Origin of the sequence: Rhizobium sp. WW_1 (genome assembly GCF_003610155.1) — a bacterium.
Classification (GTDB): Bacteria; Pseudomonadota; Alphaproteobacteria; order Rhizobiales; family Rhizobiaceae; genus Rhizobium; species Rhizobium tropici_A.
Genome location: NZ_RAIN01000016.1, coordinates 30,911 through 45,188 on the forward strand (window position 1 = coordinate 30,911; position 14,278 = coordinate 45,188).

Annotated in this window: 15 protein-coding genes; 8 read left to right on the forward strand and 7 right to left on the reverse strand. The window is 58.9% G+C overall.

Annotated elements, in window-relative coordinates; genetic code table 11:
• Positions 1-115: 115 nt before the first annotated feature.
• Entirely contained in the window at positions 116-2,194 is a 2,079-nt protein-coding gene (locus BJ928_RS30660) for a bifunctional diguanylate cyclase/phosphodiesterase (protein WP_047635081.1), read from the reverse strand.
• A 460-nt stretch (positions 2,195-2,654) separates the two neighbouring features.
• On the opposite strand from BJ928_RS30660, the gene BJ928_RS30665 reads away from it, so the two are divergent.
• Entirely contained in the window at positions 2,655-3,980 is a 1,326-nt protein-coding gene (locus BJ928_RS30665) for a pilus assembly protein TadG-related protein (RefSeq protein WP_082011961.1), read from the forward strand.
• 33 nt (positions 3,981-4,013) lie between these two features.
• Here the strand turns inward: BJ928_RS30665 and BJ928_RS30670 are convergent, their stop codons facing one another.
• Together BJ928_RS30670 and BJ928_RS30675 are read right to left on the reverse strand one after the other, a co-directional pair.
• Positions 4,014-4,421, reverse strand: coding sequence for a helix-turn-helix transcriptional regulator (locus tag BJ928_RS30670; protein ID WP_047635083.1), 408 nt, complete (start codon positions 4,419-4,421; stop codon positions 4,014-4,016).
• A 242-nt stretch (positions 4,422-4,663) separates the two neighbouring features.
• Entirely contained in the window at positions 4,664-5,575 is a 912-nt protein-coding gene (locus BJ928_RS30675; protein WP_047635084.1) for a LysR family transcriptional regulator, read from the reverse strand.
• 137 nt (positions 5,576-5,712) lie between these two features.
• On the opposite strand from BJ928_RS30675, the gene BJ928_RS30680 reads away from it, so the two are divergent.
• The 4 genes from BJ928_RS30680 to queE all read left to right on the forward strand — a co-directional run bounded on the left by BJ928_RS30680 (position 5,713) and on the right by queE (position 8,780).
• Complete coding sequence (locus tag BJ928_RS30680; protein WP_047635085.1) at positions 5,713-6,822, forward strand: aldo/keto reductase; 1,110 nt, start codon at positions 5,713-5,715, stop codon at positions 6,820-6,822.
• Between the two features lie 166 nt (positions 6,823-6,988).
• Positions 6,989-7,699, forward strand: coding sequence for a 7-cyano-7-deazaguanine synthase QueC (queC, locus tag BJ928_RS30685; protein WP_047635088.1), 711 nt, complete (start codon positions 6,989-6,991; stop codon positions 7,697-7,699).
• Positions 7,699-8,055, forward strand: coding sequence for a 6-carboxytetrahydropterin synthase QueD (gene queD / locus BJ928_RS30690; protein WP_047635089.1), 357 nt, complete (start codon positions 7,699-7,701; stop codon positions 8,053-8,055). The genes queC and queD overlap by 1 nt, the downstream gene beginning before the upstream one ends.
• On the forward strand, positions 8,052-8,780 hold the full coding sequence (queE, locus tag BJ928_RS30695) for a 7-carboxy-7-deazaguanine synthase QueE (RefSeq protein ID WP_047635091.1): 729 nt from the start codon (positions 8,052-8,054) through the stop codon (positions 8,778-8,780). Before queD ends, queE begins: the two co-directional genes overlap by 4 nt.
• Before the next feature lie 96 nt (positions 8,781-8,876).
• Here queE and BJ928_RS30700 read toward each other — a convergent pair whose 3' ends face one another.
• The gene (locus tag BJ928_RS30700) at positions 8,877-9,233 is read right to left on the reverse strand and encodes a metalloregulator ArsR/SmtB family transcription factor (protein ID WP_052227882.1); all 357 of its coding nucleotides are present in this window, start codon (positions 9,231-9,233) and stop codon (positions 8,877-8,879) included.
• A 326-nt stretch (positions 9,234-9,559) separates the two neighbouring features.
• On the opposite strand from BJ928_RS30700, the gene BJ928_RS30705 reads away from it, so the two are divergent.
• Entirely contained in the window at positions 9,560-9,763 is a 204-nt protein-coding gene (locus tag BJ928_RS30705) for a hypothetical protein (protein WP_047635094.1), read from the forward strand.
• Between the two features lie 189 nt (positions 9,764-9,952).
• Here the strand turns inward: BJ928_RS30705 and BJ928_RS30710 are convergent, their stop codons facing one another.
• Positions 9,953-10,843, reverse strand: a complete 891-nt coding sequence (locus BJ928_RS30710) for an SMP-30/gluconolactonase/LRE family protein (protein WP_047635096.1) — start codon at positions 10,841-10,843, stop codon at positions 9,953-9,955.
• A 90-nt stretch (positions 10,844-10,933) separates the two neighbouring features.
• Here BJ928_RS30710 and BJ928_RS30715 point away from each other — a divergent pair, with 90 nt between their 5' ends.
• Entirely contained in the window at positions 10,934-11,353 is a 420-nt protein-coding gene (locus tag BJ928_RS30715; RefSeq protein WP_047635097.1) for a heme-binding protein, read from the forward strand.
• Positions 11,354-11,416: 63 nt separating this feature from the next.
• On the opposite strand, the gene BJ928_RS30720 is transcribed toward BJ928_RS30715, so the two are convergent.
• The gene (locus tag BJ928_RS30720) at positions 11,417-12,448 is read right to left on the reverse strand and encodes an L-idonate 5-dehydrogenase (protein WP_047635098.1); all 1,032 of its coding nucleotides are present in this window, start codon (positions 12,446-12,448) and stop codon (positions 11,417-11,419) included.
• A 10-nt stretch (positions 12,449-12,458) separates the two neighbouring features.
• Positions 12,459-13,406 (reverse strand): 2-hydroxyacid dehydrogenase, encoded by a 948-nt coding sequence (locus BJ928_RS30725; RefSeq protein WP_047635099.1) that lies wholly within the window; start codon positions 13,404-13,406, stop codon positions 12,459-12,461.
• Positions 13,407-13,493: 87 nt separating this feature from the next.
• On the opposite strand from BJ928_RS30725, the gene BJ928_RS30730 reads away from it, so the two are divergent.
• Positions 13,494-14,252, forward strand: coding sequence for an SDR family oxidoreductase (locus tag BJ928_RS30730; RefSeq protein WP_047635102.1), 759 nt, complete (start codon positions 13,494-13,496; stop codon positions 14,250-14,252).
• The last annotated feature ends 26 nt before the right edge of the window (positions 14,253-14,278 follow it).

Here is a 14,278-nt window from a genome sequence, read left to right on the forward strand (position 1 = left end):
GCTGCCGGTCGAGCGCTACGCAATCTGAAGATCAGGCTCGATTGTACGAAAATCGCGCAGGCTAGGGCCTGCGCGATCTTGCTCTACTCCTGCAGATGATTATTGCTGCGCCTGTTTAACGGCGGCGCATCCGTTGCGGCGGCAAGCGGCCGGAAAATGCGGATGCTCCATCGTCCTCGGCAACGGCTGCTTCCTGGAAGATCTGTCCGACGGGCTTTGGCCGCCCAAGGAAGAAGCCTTGCGCCTCGTCGCAGCCTTCGACGCGAAGAATTTCGAGTTGATGGTTGGTCTCGACACCTTCCGCCAGAACCGGAATCTCGAGGCTCTTTCCGAGCGTGAGCACGGCGCGGACGATCGCCTTTGCCTGAATACTGTGATCCACCTCGTTCATGAAGGAGCGGTCGAGCTTGATCTTGTCGAAGGGGAAGGAGCGCAACGTATCGAGAGACGAATATCCGGTTCCGAAATCGTCGATCGCAACGGTGACGCCGAGCGCCCGGATTTGCCGCAGGACATGCAGCGTCCGGCTCTTGTCGGCGATAATGGTCGACTCGGTGATCTCCAGCTCCAGTCGCGACGGCGACAGGCCCGTCTCGATAAGGATCGTATGGATGAGTTTGGCAAGATCGGCGTGCGCGAATTGCACGGGCGAAAGGTTGACGGCAATCTTGTAGGGCTGGTCCCAGGAGGCGGCCTCCTTGCAGGCCGTCCGCAATACCCATTCGCCGATGACAAGGATCGTACCGCTTTCCTCGGCAATGGGGATGAATTCCGAGGGCGGCACGGCTCCACGCTCCGGGTGATGCCAGCGGACGAGAACTTCGTAGCCACAGATCTCTCCGGTGCGAACGGATGTCTGCACCTGATAATGCAGGTCGAGCTGGTCCAGTTCGACGGCGCGTCGCAGGTCCTGTGCCAGCGTATGGCGCGCGCGGGCAGCCTCATCCATCTTGGATTCATAAAAGCAGACGGCGCGGCCGATATCGGCCTTGGCGCGATACATTGCGAGATCGGCATTGCTGACGAGGCGTTCATGGTCGATGCCGTCATCCGGATAGATGGCAACGCCGATGCTGGCGCCCGTTACAGTCTCGAAGCCTTCAATCTGGATAGGCTCGAACAGGATCTTCTCAAGTCGGGCGACGAAATCCAGAAGTTCGCTTTCTTCACCGAACCGCTTGACCGCGGCAAATTCGTCGCCGCCGACACGGGCGACGAACTCGCCGTCCCGGACCAAGCGCAGCAGCCGGCGCCCGATCGCCTTCAGCGCCTGGTCGCCGGCCTTGTGACCGCGCAGGTCGTTGATTTCCTTGAAGCGGTCAAGGTCTATGCCGATCACTGCAAGCTTCACGCCGTCTTCCCTGGCATGCCCCATCTCATTCTCAAGATGGTCAGCAAAACTGCTGCGATTGGGCAGGCCCGTCAGAAGGTCGTTGAGCGCCATATGCTGAAGCTTCTGAATGGATTCGCGAGAGGCCCGTTCGTCGATCATGTAGCTTGCGACGCCGGTGCCGATGATGAGCAATCCGCCGCCTGCAACGGCGACAGCCATGGCCTTCAGTGCATAGGTATCGACAAGGGCAGCGCCGGTCGCAAGCGGCGTGACCGATACGGCGGTCATGGCCGTGAAGTGAAGCGAGACGACGGCAACGACAAAGAGAGCAAGACCGGCAAACCAGGAAAACTGCCAAGGCCTGCGCACCGACTGATTGAGCGCGAGCGCCGCGAAGATCACCGAAAGCAGCACGGAGCCGATGACATAACCCTGGTTCCACTCGACAATGCCATCGACATGGTAGGCCATCATGCCTGTATAGTGCATGGCGGTGATGGCAAGGCCGACGACGGCTCCTCCGAATTCCGGCGCGATGCGCGGCAGATGCGACAGGGCGATTGCAAAACCGATGGCACAGCCGATGACGGCCAGCAGGAAGGAGACCATGGTCAGGATCGGATCGAAGGTCACCGGCGCGCCCACCTCATAGGCCAGCATGGCGATGAAATGGGTGCACCAGATCGATGACCCGGCTGCCACGGCAGTCAGGAAAATCCAGCCGCCGCGTTGAAATTCGTGTGTCTTTTCTGCTCGCCTGAGCAGGCTAAGCGTAATCCATCCTCCACTGACACAGACGAATGCCGCGAGAAGAACGAGCCAGAGATTATGCTCCGTGAAGATGCAGGAAAGAACGCGCACGTAGAGATCCCAACTATAGCTAACAGGAGGGAACCGCTCCAACTACGGCGGCCGCGCCTGAAATCGATGTGCATTGCTTTCGCGCTCGAACACTAAAAATCGAGTAAAGATGCTTTGAGCAAAACTGCGATGATTGAGTTATTTTTGCGCACGAGAATTTCATTTCGGCGCATGAAGCGCGCTCCATTTTCACAAATATGACGTTGTTCGGCAAAATTCCGCTCATAATGGGGATAATTTGGGTCAAATTTTCACAGGCTTCGCCCGCCAGTCAATAAATAGATAGGAGAAATATTGGTAAATTTCCTATGAATAACTGAAATATAAATTAGAAAGTCGCCCTTATGGGAATTTAAATATTTGCGAGCGATAATATTAATAAGTATATTTGAAAGTAATAATACTTTCATTTCGCGAGTATCTCAAAAATACAACTTATACTATAGAGAGTTTGTTCGTTATGAGATTCAAGGTTTGCCGACAGTCGTTCGATGCGCTGCGTAAATTTTCGGGAAAGCTGTTTCTGGACCGCTCAGGCAATTTTGCGATCACAACGGCACTCGTTGCCGTTCCGTTGATTGCGGTGGGCGGCCTTGCGCTCGATGTCACCGATGCGATGCTCGTCAGAACGGAATTGCAGAATGCCGCCGATGCGGCGGCGGTCGGTGCGATCGCGGATTCATCCCCCGCAGTTGCCGCCGCCATGGCGATGACAAGCGACGGGACCGTCAATATCGGTCAAAGCGATGCGAACAAGCTCTTCTTCGGCCAGGCGTCTAGCGATCTCCAGAACATACCTGTCAATGTCAATGCCGCCGTAACGCGCACGGGAAACGTCGTCTTCTCAACGGTCAATTTTACTGCGAACGTGCCGACTACGCTTAGCCAGGTCATTGGAAAGACATCAATTCCCGTCAGCGGCTCGGCATCGGCACAGTATCAGACGGCAAGTTTCATGGACTTCTACATGCTGCTGGACAATACGCCGTCCATGGGCATAGGCGCCACTTTGACCGATATTCAGACAATGGTGGCAAAGACACCGGATAGCTGCGCCTTTGCATGCCACAATCTCGATACGACGAACAATTACTATAATCTTGCGAAGAGCCTCGGTGTCCAGACTCGTATCGACGTCGTTCGCCAGGCGACACAGTCGCTTACCGATACGGCGGCAACCAATCGGACAACGCCCGATCAATACCGCATGGCGGTCTATACGTTCGGCACGCAGGCGGAAAACATCGGGCTGACGAGCGTATCGACGTTGTCATCCGACATGACGCAGGTCAAGAACACGACGAGCGCAGTCGACCTGATGACGGTTCCCAACCAGGGGTACAACAATGATCAGGATACAAGCTTCGACACGATGCTGACACAGCTCGCGCCGATCATCGGCACCGGCGGCGGCGGCACGACCACCACCGACCGGCAGAAGATCCTATTTATTGTCACGGATGGCGTCGGCGACAGCTACAAGCCCAACAGTTGCACCGAACCGACGACTGGTGGGCGTTGTCAGGAGCCGCTCGCGACGGCCTTCTGTCAGCCGTTGAAGAACCAGAACATCAAGATCGCCATTCTCTACACGACCTATTTCCCGCTGCCGACAAATGGCTGGTACAATCAGTGGATCGCACCGTTCCAATCGCAAATCGGCACCGACCTGCAGAATTGCGCGTCGCCTGGGCTTTATTTCGAGGTCAGCCCGACGCAGGGCATCTCGGACGCCATGAACGCGCTGTTCCTCAAGGTCATTCGCACACCGCGCATCACGAGTTGACGATGGGGATGTGCACTGGTGCCGGCAGGACGATCAGGTAAAAGCCAGAGACTTGATGAGACCCACGATCTTCTGCCGCGTCCTTGCATCCCTGATCTTGGCAAAGGCCCGATTGAGTTCGATTCCCTCGTCGGATGAGAGAAAGCTGACGAGATCGTTTCGGACGGCTCGTGCCTCGTCGGCGGAGAGATCATCGTCAGAGACGGGATTGTCGAAGAAGTGGGAGATCGGAACGTTTAGGCAGTCCGCAACGCGCTGCAATCGGCTGGCGCCGACGCGATTGGCGCCTTTTTCATACTTCTGAACCTGCTGGAATGTCAGATCCAGCCTTTCGGCCAGAGCCGATTGGCTCATGCCAAGCAGGCGTCGTTGTGCGCGGATGCGTTTGCCGACTTCGATATCGATCGGGCTGGGGGGCTTTCTTTTGGGGCTTTCTTGCACGGGTTCCTCTTCCTGAGCGGAAAGCCGCCGTTGAACTTCGAGGGCCTTTGACCGATGCCACCGAACGCCTGAATGTCCCCTTGGCGAAGCTTTCAGCCTATGACTGCCGAGCGTTCTGGAAGACGGCAATTGCGATTCACCCGGAGCGGGATAAGGCGCGGTATTTCATGCGCATTTGGTACAATAGCTGCGCAATTTGACCATTCCGCACCGTGCTGATGGAGGGCGAATGGAGTTTCCGTCTAATCGGCGGCCGACTCACGGCCGATCTGTCGCACCGTGTCGATGAAGGCCCTGAGCTTTGGCGCGAGTTCGGCACGACGCGGAAAGTAAAGGAAAAGCCCGGCTTCCGTCACCGCATAGTCGCTCAAGAGGTGAACAAGTCTGCCGGATGCGATGTCCGCTTCGACCAATGGTTCGAAAACATAGGCCAGCCCCACGCCCGCAACGGCGAGTTCGATGGCCGAGTGCGATTCCGTGACGATCGCCCGACCATTCACAGCGACTGCCACATCTCGTCCATTCTCGACGAATTCCCATTGATAGAGGCCGCCGGAGCGGATCAAGCGATAGCCGATGCAATTGTGGCTGGCGAGATCCGCAAGCGTGCCCGGACGCCCGAAGCGCCCGATATATCGGGGCGATGCAACCACGATCGATCGGAAGGGAGGAGTAAGGCGAACGGCGACCATATCCTGCGCGATCATCTCACCAACGCGGATGCCGGCGTCGAAGCCTTCAGAGACGATATCGGTCAGCCTTTCATCGGAAAAGATTTCCACTTCGACTTCGGGATAGCGCACCGCCATGGCGGCGATCACGCGGGTCACTGCCAGTGGCAGGCTGATGCGGGAGGCATTGATGCGCAACAGGCCGCTTGGTCTGCCCTTGACGGCCTTGATGCGCTCGATGCGCTCATGAATGTCCTGCAATGCCGGAGTGATCGTACCGATCAGGCTCCTGCCGGCCTCGGTCAACGCGACGCTGCGCGTCGTGCGCGCGAAGAGGGGCTGGCCAAGTCTTTCCTCTACCAGCCGCACGGCATGGCTGACGGCTGATGCGCTCATGCCCAATTCGCTCGCGGCGGCGGCAAATCCTCCGCGGCGGGCGACGGCGGCGACGATGGGCAGATGTGTCAGCAGATCGCGATCCATTGCTGCACAATATCGCATAATGCATGCGAATTAAATGATCTTATCGAATGGCTCGCAAGCGGCAACATTGAGCGCATCGCATTACGGAGCGTGGCTGGTCGTCGAGAACAGCTCGCCAATTTAACGAGGAGCAAGAGATGAGCATGGAATTCTATACGTTGGGCAATAGCGGCCTGAAGGTGACGAGGCTTGCGCTCGGCACCATGACCTTCGGCACAGAATGGGGTTGGGGAGCCGACAAGGAAGCCGCCCGTGCGATCTTCGACGCCTATGTCGACGCTGGCGGCAATTTCTTCGATACCGCCGATGCCTATACGGGCGGCACCTCGGAAAGCTGGCTCGGAGAGTTCATCGCTGAACGCGGATTGCGCGACGACGCTGTTATCGCGACAAAATTCACCATGAACCTTACGGCGCATACGCCGAACGCGGCCGGCAATGGTCGCAAGAACATCCTGCGGGCGGTCGAAGGTTCTCTGAAGCGGCTCAACATCGATCATATCGATCTCTACCTCATGCATTGCTGGGACCGCCTGACCCCGCCTGAAGAGGTCATGCGCACCTTTGACGACCTCGTTCGCTCGGGGAAGGTGCTGCATGTCGGCTTGTCCGATGTGCCGGCATGGTACGCCAGTCGCGCCCAAGCTGTCGCGGAACATCGCGGCTACGAGCCGATCTCGGCATTGCAGCTCGAATATTCGCTGGCCGAGCGAAACATCGAAAACGAATTCGTGGCTTTCGGTACGCGTTATGGCGCCGGCATCATGGCCTGGAGCCCGCTTGCGAGCGGCCTGCTCAGCGGCAAATATCGCCCAAGCGGCGGGGAAGGGGAAGTTACGGGCCGCCTTGAAACCGTGCGAGGCACATCTAATCCCGGCTTCCAGAAGTTTAACGCGCGCAACTGGGCCGTCGTTGCAGAACTCGAGAAGGTGGCGGCTGAGATCGGCCGCAGCATGGCACAGGTGGCCGTCAACTGGACAATGACGCAGCCCGGCATTGCTTCCGTTATCATCGGTGCCACGAAATTGGAGCAGCTGCGCGACAATCTCGGCGCTCTCGAATTCACGATACCGAGCAAACTGCGCCGGCGCCTGGATGAAGTCGGCGCATTGCCGCCAACCTTCCCCTATTCCTTCTTCGGCGCAGAGATTCAGGGCAGCCTGACCGGCGGCCAGACTGTTGGAGGCAAGCCGGCGGGTTACTATCCGGATTTGAATATCTCTGGAAAGTTTGCTGGCGTGAGCTGATCCCCCGTGACTGCGGGCAATATGCCGGCGACAGTCGGCATATTGCCGTGAAATGAAGCGGGTGCCTTGTTTCTTCCCGGTTCTGCTGCTAGACGGCCGGCTGTGGCTCCGAGGAGCCATGAAATCCGGTCGCAGCCCACCCGGTCAAAACAAGGGATCACACAGTATGAAGACCATCGTCATCTGCTCCGGCGGATTGGACTCCGTTTCGCTCGCCCACAAGGTCGCAGCCGAACATCAGCTTGTTGGACTCGTCTCCTTCGACTACGGTCAGCGGCATCGCAAGGAGCTGGAATTTGCCGCAGCCTGCGCCAGACGGCTCGCCGTGCCGCATGATATCATCGACATCACCGCCATCGGCAAACACTTGACCGGATCGGCCCTGACCGACGATGTCGAGGTGCCGGACGGGCATTATGCCGAGGAAACCATGAAGGCGACGGTGGTGCCGAACCGCAACGCCATCATGCTCGCGATTGCCTTCGGGCTCGCGGCCGCGCAGAAGGCGGATGCCGTCGCCGTCGCCGTTCATGGCGGTGATCACTTCATCTATCCCGATTGCCGACCGGGTTTCATCGACGCCTTCCAGCAGATGCAGAACCACGCGCTCGCCGGCTATGCCAGCGTCTCGCTCCATGCGCCTTATGTGACGATCTCGAAGGCAGATATTGTTACAGACGGCGCCAGGCATCAGACCCCCTTTGCCGAAACCTGGTCCTGCTACAAGGGCGGCGAGCGTCATTGCGGCCGCTGTGGCACCTGCGTCGAGCGCCGCGAAGCCTTCCACCTTGCCGGCATCGTCGATCCCACAGAATACGACGATCCGGATTTTTGGGTTGCTGCGACGGCCGGCTTTTCCGCCGAGGAGGTGAAGTGATGTTCCGCATCACCAAGGAGTTTCATTTCTCCGCCTCTCATCAACTCTCGCATCTGCCCGATGATCATCAATGCGCGCGCATGCACGGGCACAATTATATCGTCGTCATCGAGCTTTCGGCCGCTGAACTCGATGAGAACGGCTTTGTTCGCGATTATCATGAGCTGCAGCCGTTGAAGCGCTATATCGACGAGACCTTCGATCATCGTCACTTGAACGATGTCCTCGGGCATGATCGCGTCACCTCTGAATATCTCGCGAAGCACTTTTATGACTGGTGCAGAGAGCGCCTGCCGCAGACATCTGCCGTGCGTGTCAGCGAGACGCCGAAGACATGGGCGGAATACCGGCCATGAGCGACGCGCGCATTCGCGTCAGCGAGATCTTCGGGCCGACGATACAGGGCGAGGGGATATTGATCGGCCTGCCCACGATTTTCGTGCGCACCGGCGGCTGCGACTATCGCTGCTCATGGTGCGATACGCTGCATGCGGTCGATAGCGATTATCGCGATCAATGGCGGCCGATGTCGGTCGACCAAATCTGGCGCGAGGTTACGCGGCTTTCCGGCGGCAAACCGCTGACCGTATCGCTCTCCGGCGGCAACCCCGCGATCCAGCCGCTCGCTCCGCTGATCGCGCGCGGCCATGCCGAAGGCTATCGCTTCGCGCTGGAAACTCAAGGAAGCTTGGCCAGGGAGTGGTTCGGCGCTCTCGATGTGCTGGTATTGAGCCCGAAGCCGCCGTCGAGCGGCATGGCGACGGATTGGGCAGCCTTCGATGACTGTCTGCGCATGGCGGGCGACGGACCGCAAATCGCATTGAAGATCGTCATATTCGATGATCTCGACTATGCCTATGCCCGTGAGGCTGCCTCTCGCTATCCTCAACTGCCCCTCTATCTCCAGCCTGGCAATCATACCCCGCCGCCAGCCGATGCCGAAGATGCCTCTGTCGATATCGACGGCATTGTCGAACGCATGCGCTGGCTGGTCGAAAGGGTCAGCGACGACCGGTGGTTCGAGGCAAGAGTGCTACCGCAATTGCATGTCATCGTCTGGGGAAACAGGCGCGGCGTTTAAGGAAATTGCCGGCGGCCATAGCGGAGCTCTGTGCCATCCGCTGGCATCTGGCGCTTTCTAGCGGTGGCCAAATCCGGCAAAAGCCGGGGTACTATGTCATGATTTCCCGTCGTGGGCGTCGTCCTCGACGGCGTTCGTTGCCGCCGGCTTGAGGTCGAGATCGAAAATGTCTGCAAGTGTCTTCAAGATCTGCAGAACGCCTGGATGATTGCAAGTATAGTATCTGAATTGCGCCTGACGCCGTACTTTGACGATCCCGGAATGATGCAGACGCGTCAGGTGCTGGCTCAGTGCGGATTGCGATATCCCTAGCTTCTTGGCGAGACTATTCACATCCTCCTCATGGCCGGACAGATGAATACAGACTTCCAGACGCTTGGGATTGGAGAGCTGGCTGAGAAGATCTGCATGATAGATGAGGCGTTCATCTTCCGTAGTCTGATCTGAGTACATCGCGCGGCCAATCGTTGGTGTTAAACTACAAAGTCCCTGGCATCACACGATGATAAACGCAAAAGTTGCAAAATTATGGTCTAAATTATTGCAAAAACGTTGCGCCTTCGCGGAGCAAACGGACCTCCCACTTAAGTCGATCGCAGCTGATCAACCCTTCCTTAGCCGACAACTAGGGTCGTATTGTATTTTGGGAATATGTCCCGCATTCGATTTGCGATTATTCTGTAACAAAATCGAACGAACTGCCTTGTTTTTGTCCGCCTTTTGACATCGCAGTGCTAATTAAGCGGTCTATCTTCTGTCTCATCGAACAGGAGGTAACCATGACCCAAAGGGACTTGACGATCGCCGAAGTTCTCCAAGATCCGCTGATCCGCCAGGTCATGCGCGCAGATCGCATATCCGTCGCCCGGATGGCGAACCTGCTGCAGGACGCCGCGCGCCGGCAGGAACGCGCCTTATCCGTCAAGCTTGCGCCGATTGCGCATGCTGCCGCACATTCCGTGCCGCAAGCCGACTTACGTTGATAGTCGTATCACTCAACCGCGACCATTGCCGCATGAACGGCGATGGTCGCTGAGATATTTCGGGACCGCAAGTTTTTTACCGCCACCCTTTGCAGTCAGAGATCACTGAGCTTTCTCCGCGACCTCGGTAAGGCTGCCGTCATTTCCGCACCTGCCTGTCGCTGGTTCGACAATGCGTTCGAGTTGATGTCAAAGGGCGCCTTCCCGGTTGAGCGAAATCGCATAGACGCTGGTGGTTCCCGTGATGAAGAGCTTGTGCTTGCCGCGGCCCCCGAAGCAGAGGTTGGAGACCGTTTCCGGCACCAGGATCTTGCCCATGAGATGACCGTCCGGAGCGATGCAATGCACGCCGTCGGCCGCTGACGACCAGAGATTGCCATCGGTATCGAGGCGCATGCCGTCGGCGCAGCCCGGCGATATCACATGAAACACCTCGCCGCCCGATAGATGCCAGTTTTCACTGACGTTGAAGACCCGGATATGCTGCGGATCGCTGCCATGCATACGCCCGGTATCGGCGACATAGAGCTTCCTTTCGTCTGGACTGAATGCAAGCCCATTGGGGCAATTGAAATCGGTCAGGACCGCCTGCATGGAACCGGACGGATCGACGCGGTAGACGTTGCAGGGCAGTTCTTGCTCGCTCTTGTGGCCTTCATAGTCCGTCGCGATGCCGTAATGCGGATCGGTGAACCAGATGGCGCCGTCCGAGGCGACGATCACATCGTTGGGCGAGTTCAGACGTCTGCCCTGATAGCCGTCGGCGATGATCGTGATCGATCCGTCATATTCGGTGCGGGTCACGCGCCTGCCGCCATGCTCGCAACTGACAAGACGGCCTTGGCGATCCCGCGTATGGCCATTCGAAAAATTCGAAGGCTCGCGAAAGACGCTGGCGCCGGCGCCGGGTATCCAGCGCATGATGCGGTTGTTGGGGATGTCGGAGAAGAGCAGGCAATTCAGATCTCCGAACCATACCGGCCCTTCCACCCAATCGAAGCCCGTGGCGATCTGCTTGACGGGAGCATTGCCAAGAACGAATTTCCCGAAGGCCGGGTCCATGATCTCGAAGAACGACATTGTAACAATACCTCCCATAAGGTTACATCTAGGGATCGATGTGTTATCGATAACATATCCAATAGAGTCCGCAAGCTGGGAGGATAGTGCATGAGCCATATTCTGGCGTCGAGTGTCTTGAGTGACGAAGGGGTGATGACATTGCTGACCGCTGCGATCTCGGCTGCTTCGCAGATGGGGCAACCGCAATGCATTGTCATCGTCGACCAGTCCGGCGTGACGCTCGGTTCCTTCCGTATGCGCGGCTCGCGCTTTCAGTCGCTGAAGAGCGCGCTCGCCAAGGCGCTGACATCGGCCTCCATCGGCGCGCCAAGCCATTCCCTGGCGGAACATGCAAGGGTGCCTCTGGCCATTGCCACTCATGGCGGGATGACCGGCTTGCGCGGCGGCTTGCCAATTCGCGTTGGCGGTACGCTCGTCGGCGGCATCGGCGTCGGCTCAGGTTCGGGTGAGCAGGACGAACAGGTTGCCCGCGCCGCTCTCAAGGCGATTGGCGCGGATATCGACTAGGTCAGGTATCGGCGCGAAACCCATCTTTGTTTGCGGCCGAGTGGGCTTCGCGCCGATTTGGGTTCAGGCGAAGACGATCTGAGCCTTCATCGCCTTGCTTCGATCCGAGGCGATCTCGAAGGCGCTAAGCGCATCGGCAAGCGGCACCGTGTGCGTAATGAGCGGGCGGACATCGATCAGGCGCTTGCGCATCAGGTCGACGCCGACGGCAAACTCCTCATGAAAGCGGAAGGAGCCGCGCAATTCCAGCTCCTTGGCCGTGATCGCCAGCATCGGCAGGCTCATGTCTCCGCCGATACCCAGCTGGACGATGATCCCACGCGGTCGGAGTGCCGCAATGCCGCCGACAAGGGCTGCCGCGGCACCGGAGCATTCGTAGAGCACATCGAAGGTGCCTTTGTCCGCAGAATAGGCGGCAAGCGCCTCTGGCTCGTTCTTCGTGTTGATGACCTTGTCGGCGCCGGCTTCCCTGGCTAGCGACAAGGTGAAATCTGAAAGATCGGTCGCCACGATCTCGGCCGCTCCCGCCCGTCTCGCGGCAAGGATCGACAAGACGCCGATCGGACCGCAGCCGGTCACGAGAACCCGCTTGCCAAGCATCTCGCCGGCGCGGCGTGTCGCATGCAGGGTTACGGCAAGGGGTTCCGCCATCGCCGCCTCGCCCGGCGTCAGGCCGTCGGCCGGCACGCATTGGATGGCGTCGGCAACGAGCGTCTCGCGGAACGCCCCCTGAATATGCGGGAAGGGCATGGCGCTGCCATAGAAGCGCATGTTGAGGCACTGGTTGGGCAGACCCTGCAGGCAATAGCGGCAGGTCCGACAGGGGCGGGAAGGAGAAACGGCAACAAGCTGGCCGACCTCCAGCCCCTGTACGCCGGGACCGAGCGCGATCACCTCTGCGCTGACCTCATGGCCAAGGATCATCGGCTCTTTCAGCCGCACGGTGCCGAAACCGCCGTGATGGTAGTAATGCAGATCGCTACCGCAGACGCCGCCGGTGGCGAGCTTTAGCTTCACTTCCCCTACACCCGGTTCTTCCTCCGGATAATCCTCGATCCGCACATCCTTGGCGGCGTGAGCGACGATGGCTTTCATGTCTTCCTCCTCAAAGAACGGGTGTCGGCAGCGCCTGGCCGGCGAAATGGGCCGCGAGATTGTCGCGCACCAGCTGACCCATGGCCTTGCGCGTCTCCACCGTGCCGGACGCATGGTGGGGCTGCAGCAGCACATTGTCGAGGGCGAGAAAGCGCGGATTAAGCTTCGGTTCGCCTTCGAACACGTCAAGGGCAGCCGAGCCGAGCTTGCCGGTCTCCAGCGCCATAAGCAGCGCTTCCTCATCGATATTGGAGGCGCGGGAAATATTGATTAGCATGCCTTCCGGACCGAGCGCCTCGATCACCTCCTGGCCGACGATATGACGGGTCGCCGCGGACGCGGCGAGGGTGACGAACAGGAAATCCGACTGCCGTGCCAGTTCGACCGGATCTGCCACGAAACTCATGTCTTGAGCATAGGATTTCGCCTCGACATCCGAATAGGCAATCTGCATATCAAAACCCTTCAAGCGTTTGGCGACCTCGAAGCCGATGCGGCCGAGGCCGAGCACGCCGGCTCGCCGTCCCCAGACACGACGCTTGAGGGGATAAAGACCCTTCTCTGCCCAACTACCGTCACGCACCCAGGTCTCCGCGCCCATCATGCCGCGCGACTGGCAGAGCATCATGGCGATCCCGAGATCCGCGACGTCATTGGTCAGGACATCGGGGGTATTGGTGACGCGGATGCCGCGCTCGCGGCATGCCTGCAGGTCAACGGCGTCGAAGCCGACGCCATAGACCGAAATCACTTCCAGATTGGGGCAGGCCTCGATCATGGTGCGGTTGGCGCCGAGCTCGCCCCGCGTCGCAATGGCCCTGATCGACATTCCGACCTCTGCGAGCAGCTTCGCCTTGTCGGCGGCCTCGAAATAGCGATGAACCTCAAACGCTGCGTCGAGCGGCTCTTGATCCCATTGCGGGTAGGGGCCAATCTGCAGGATTGTTGGCTTGGCCATCTGATAGTTTCCTCCCTTGACTTCGAATGTTATCGATAACATAAACAGGGGAGGCGATCATTGTCGAGATAAAAAACGGAGGAAACGATGTCTCTTGGTCTGTTCGATCTGAAAGGGCGGCGTGCCCTGGTGACGGGTTCTTCCCAAGGCATCGGGCTTGCGCTTGCCAAGGGACTGGCGGCGGCCGGCGCCGAGCTGGTGCTCAATGGCCGTGACAAGGACAGGCTTGCCAAGGCCGCTGAAAGCTTCGAGGGCGCGGCACATATCCTGGCATTCGACGCCACCGACCACGAGGCCGCGCGTCAGGCGGTCGATGCTTTCGAAGCCGAGAAGGGCGCGATCGACATTCTCGTCAACAATGCCGGCATGCAGTTTCGCACGCCGCTCGAGGATTTTCCGGCAGACGCTTTCGAACGTCTGTTGCGCACGAACATCTCGAGCGTCTTCAACGTCGGGCAGGCCGTCGCGCGACACATGATCAAGCGAGGCGCGGGCAAGATCATCAACATCGCAAGCGTGCAGACGGCATTGGCACGGCCCTCGATCGCGCCTTACACGGCAACCAAGGGCGCTGTCGGCAATCTGACCAAGGGCATGGCGACGGACTGGGCCAAGTACGGGCTGCAATGCAACGCCATTGCGCCTGGCTATTTCGATACGCCACTGAACGCAGCGCTCGTTGCTGATGCCGATTTCTCCGCATGGCTTGAAAAGCGCACGCCGGCCGGACGTTGGGGGCAAGTCGAAGAACTGGTCGGCGCTTGCATCTTCCTCGCCTCCGACGCTTCCTCCTTTGTCAACGGTCATGTTCTCTATGTCGACGGCGGCATCACAGCCTCGCTCTAATGCTGCCGGCGCGCGCCGGATCGTCG

Excerpts from the sequence above, each read along its gene's own strand:
- BJ928_RS30665 (WP_082011961.1), top strand. The coding sequence starts at position 2,655 with ATGAGATTCAAGGTTTGCCGACAGTCGTTCGATGCGCTGCGTAAATTT.
- BJ928_RS30675 (WP_047635084.1), bottom strand. The coding sequence starts at position 5,575 with ATGGATCGCGATCTGCTGACACATCTGCCCATCGTCGCCGCCGTCGCC.
- BJ928_RS30680 (WP_047635085.1), top strand. The coding sequence starts at position 5,713 with ATGAGCATGGAATTCTATACGTTGGGCAATAGCGGCCTGAAGGTGACG.
- queC (WP_047635088.1), top strand. The coding sequence starts at position 6,989 with ATGAAGACCATCGTCATCTGCTCCGGCGGATTGGACTCCGTTTCGCTC.
- queD (WP_047635089.1), top strand. The coding sequence starts at position 7,699 with ATGTTCCGCATCACCAAGGAGTTTCATTTCTCCGCCTCTCATCAACTC.
- queE (WP_047635091.1), top strand. The coding sequence starts at position 8,052 with ATGAGCGACGCGCGCATTCGCGTCAGCGAGATCTTCGGGCCGACGATA.
- BJ928_RS30700 (WP_052227882.1), bottom strand. The coding sequence starts at position 9,233 with ATGTACTCAGATCAGACTACGGAAGATGAACGCCTCATCTATCATGCA.
- BJ928_RS30705 (WP_047635094.1), top strand. The coding sequence starts at position 9,560 with ATGACCCAAAGGGACTTGACGATCGCCGAAGTTCTCCAAGATCCGCTG.
- BJ928_RS30710 (WP_047635096.1), bottom strand. The coding sequence starts at position 10,843 with ATGTCGTTCTTCGAGATCATGGACCCGGCCTTCGGGAAATTCGTTCTT.
- BJ928_RS30715 (WP_047635097.1), top strand. The coding sequence starts at position 10,934 with ATGAGCCATATTCTGGCGTCGAGTGTCTTGAGTGACGAAGGGGTGATG.
- BJ928_RS30720 (WP_047635098.1), bottom strand. The coding sequence starts at position 12,448 with ATGAAAGCCATCGTCGCTCACGCCGCCAAGGATGTGCGGATCGAGGAT.
- BJ928_RS30725 (WP_047635099.1), bottom strand. The coding sequence starts at position 13,406 with ATGGCCAAGCCAACAATCCTGCAGATTGGCCCCTACCCGCAATGGGAT.
- BJ928_RS30730 (WP_047635102.1), top strand. The coding sequence starts at position 13,494 with ATGTCTCTTGGTCTGTTCGATCTGAAAGGGCGGCGTGCCCTGGTGACG.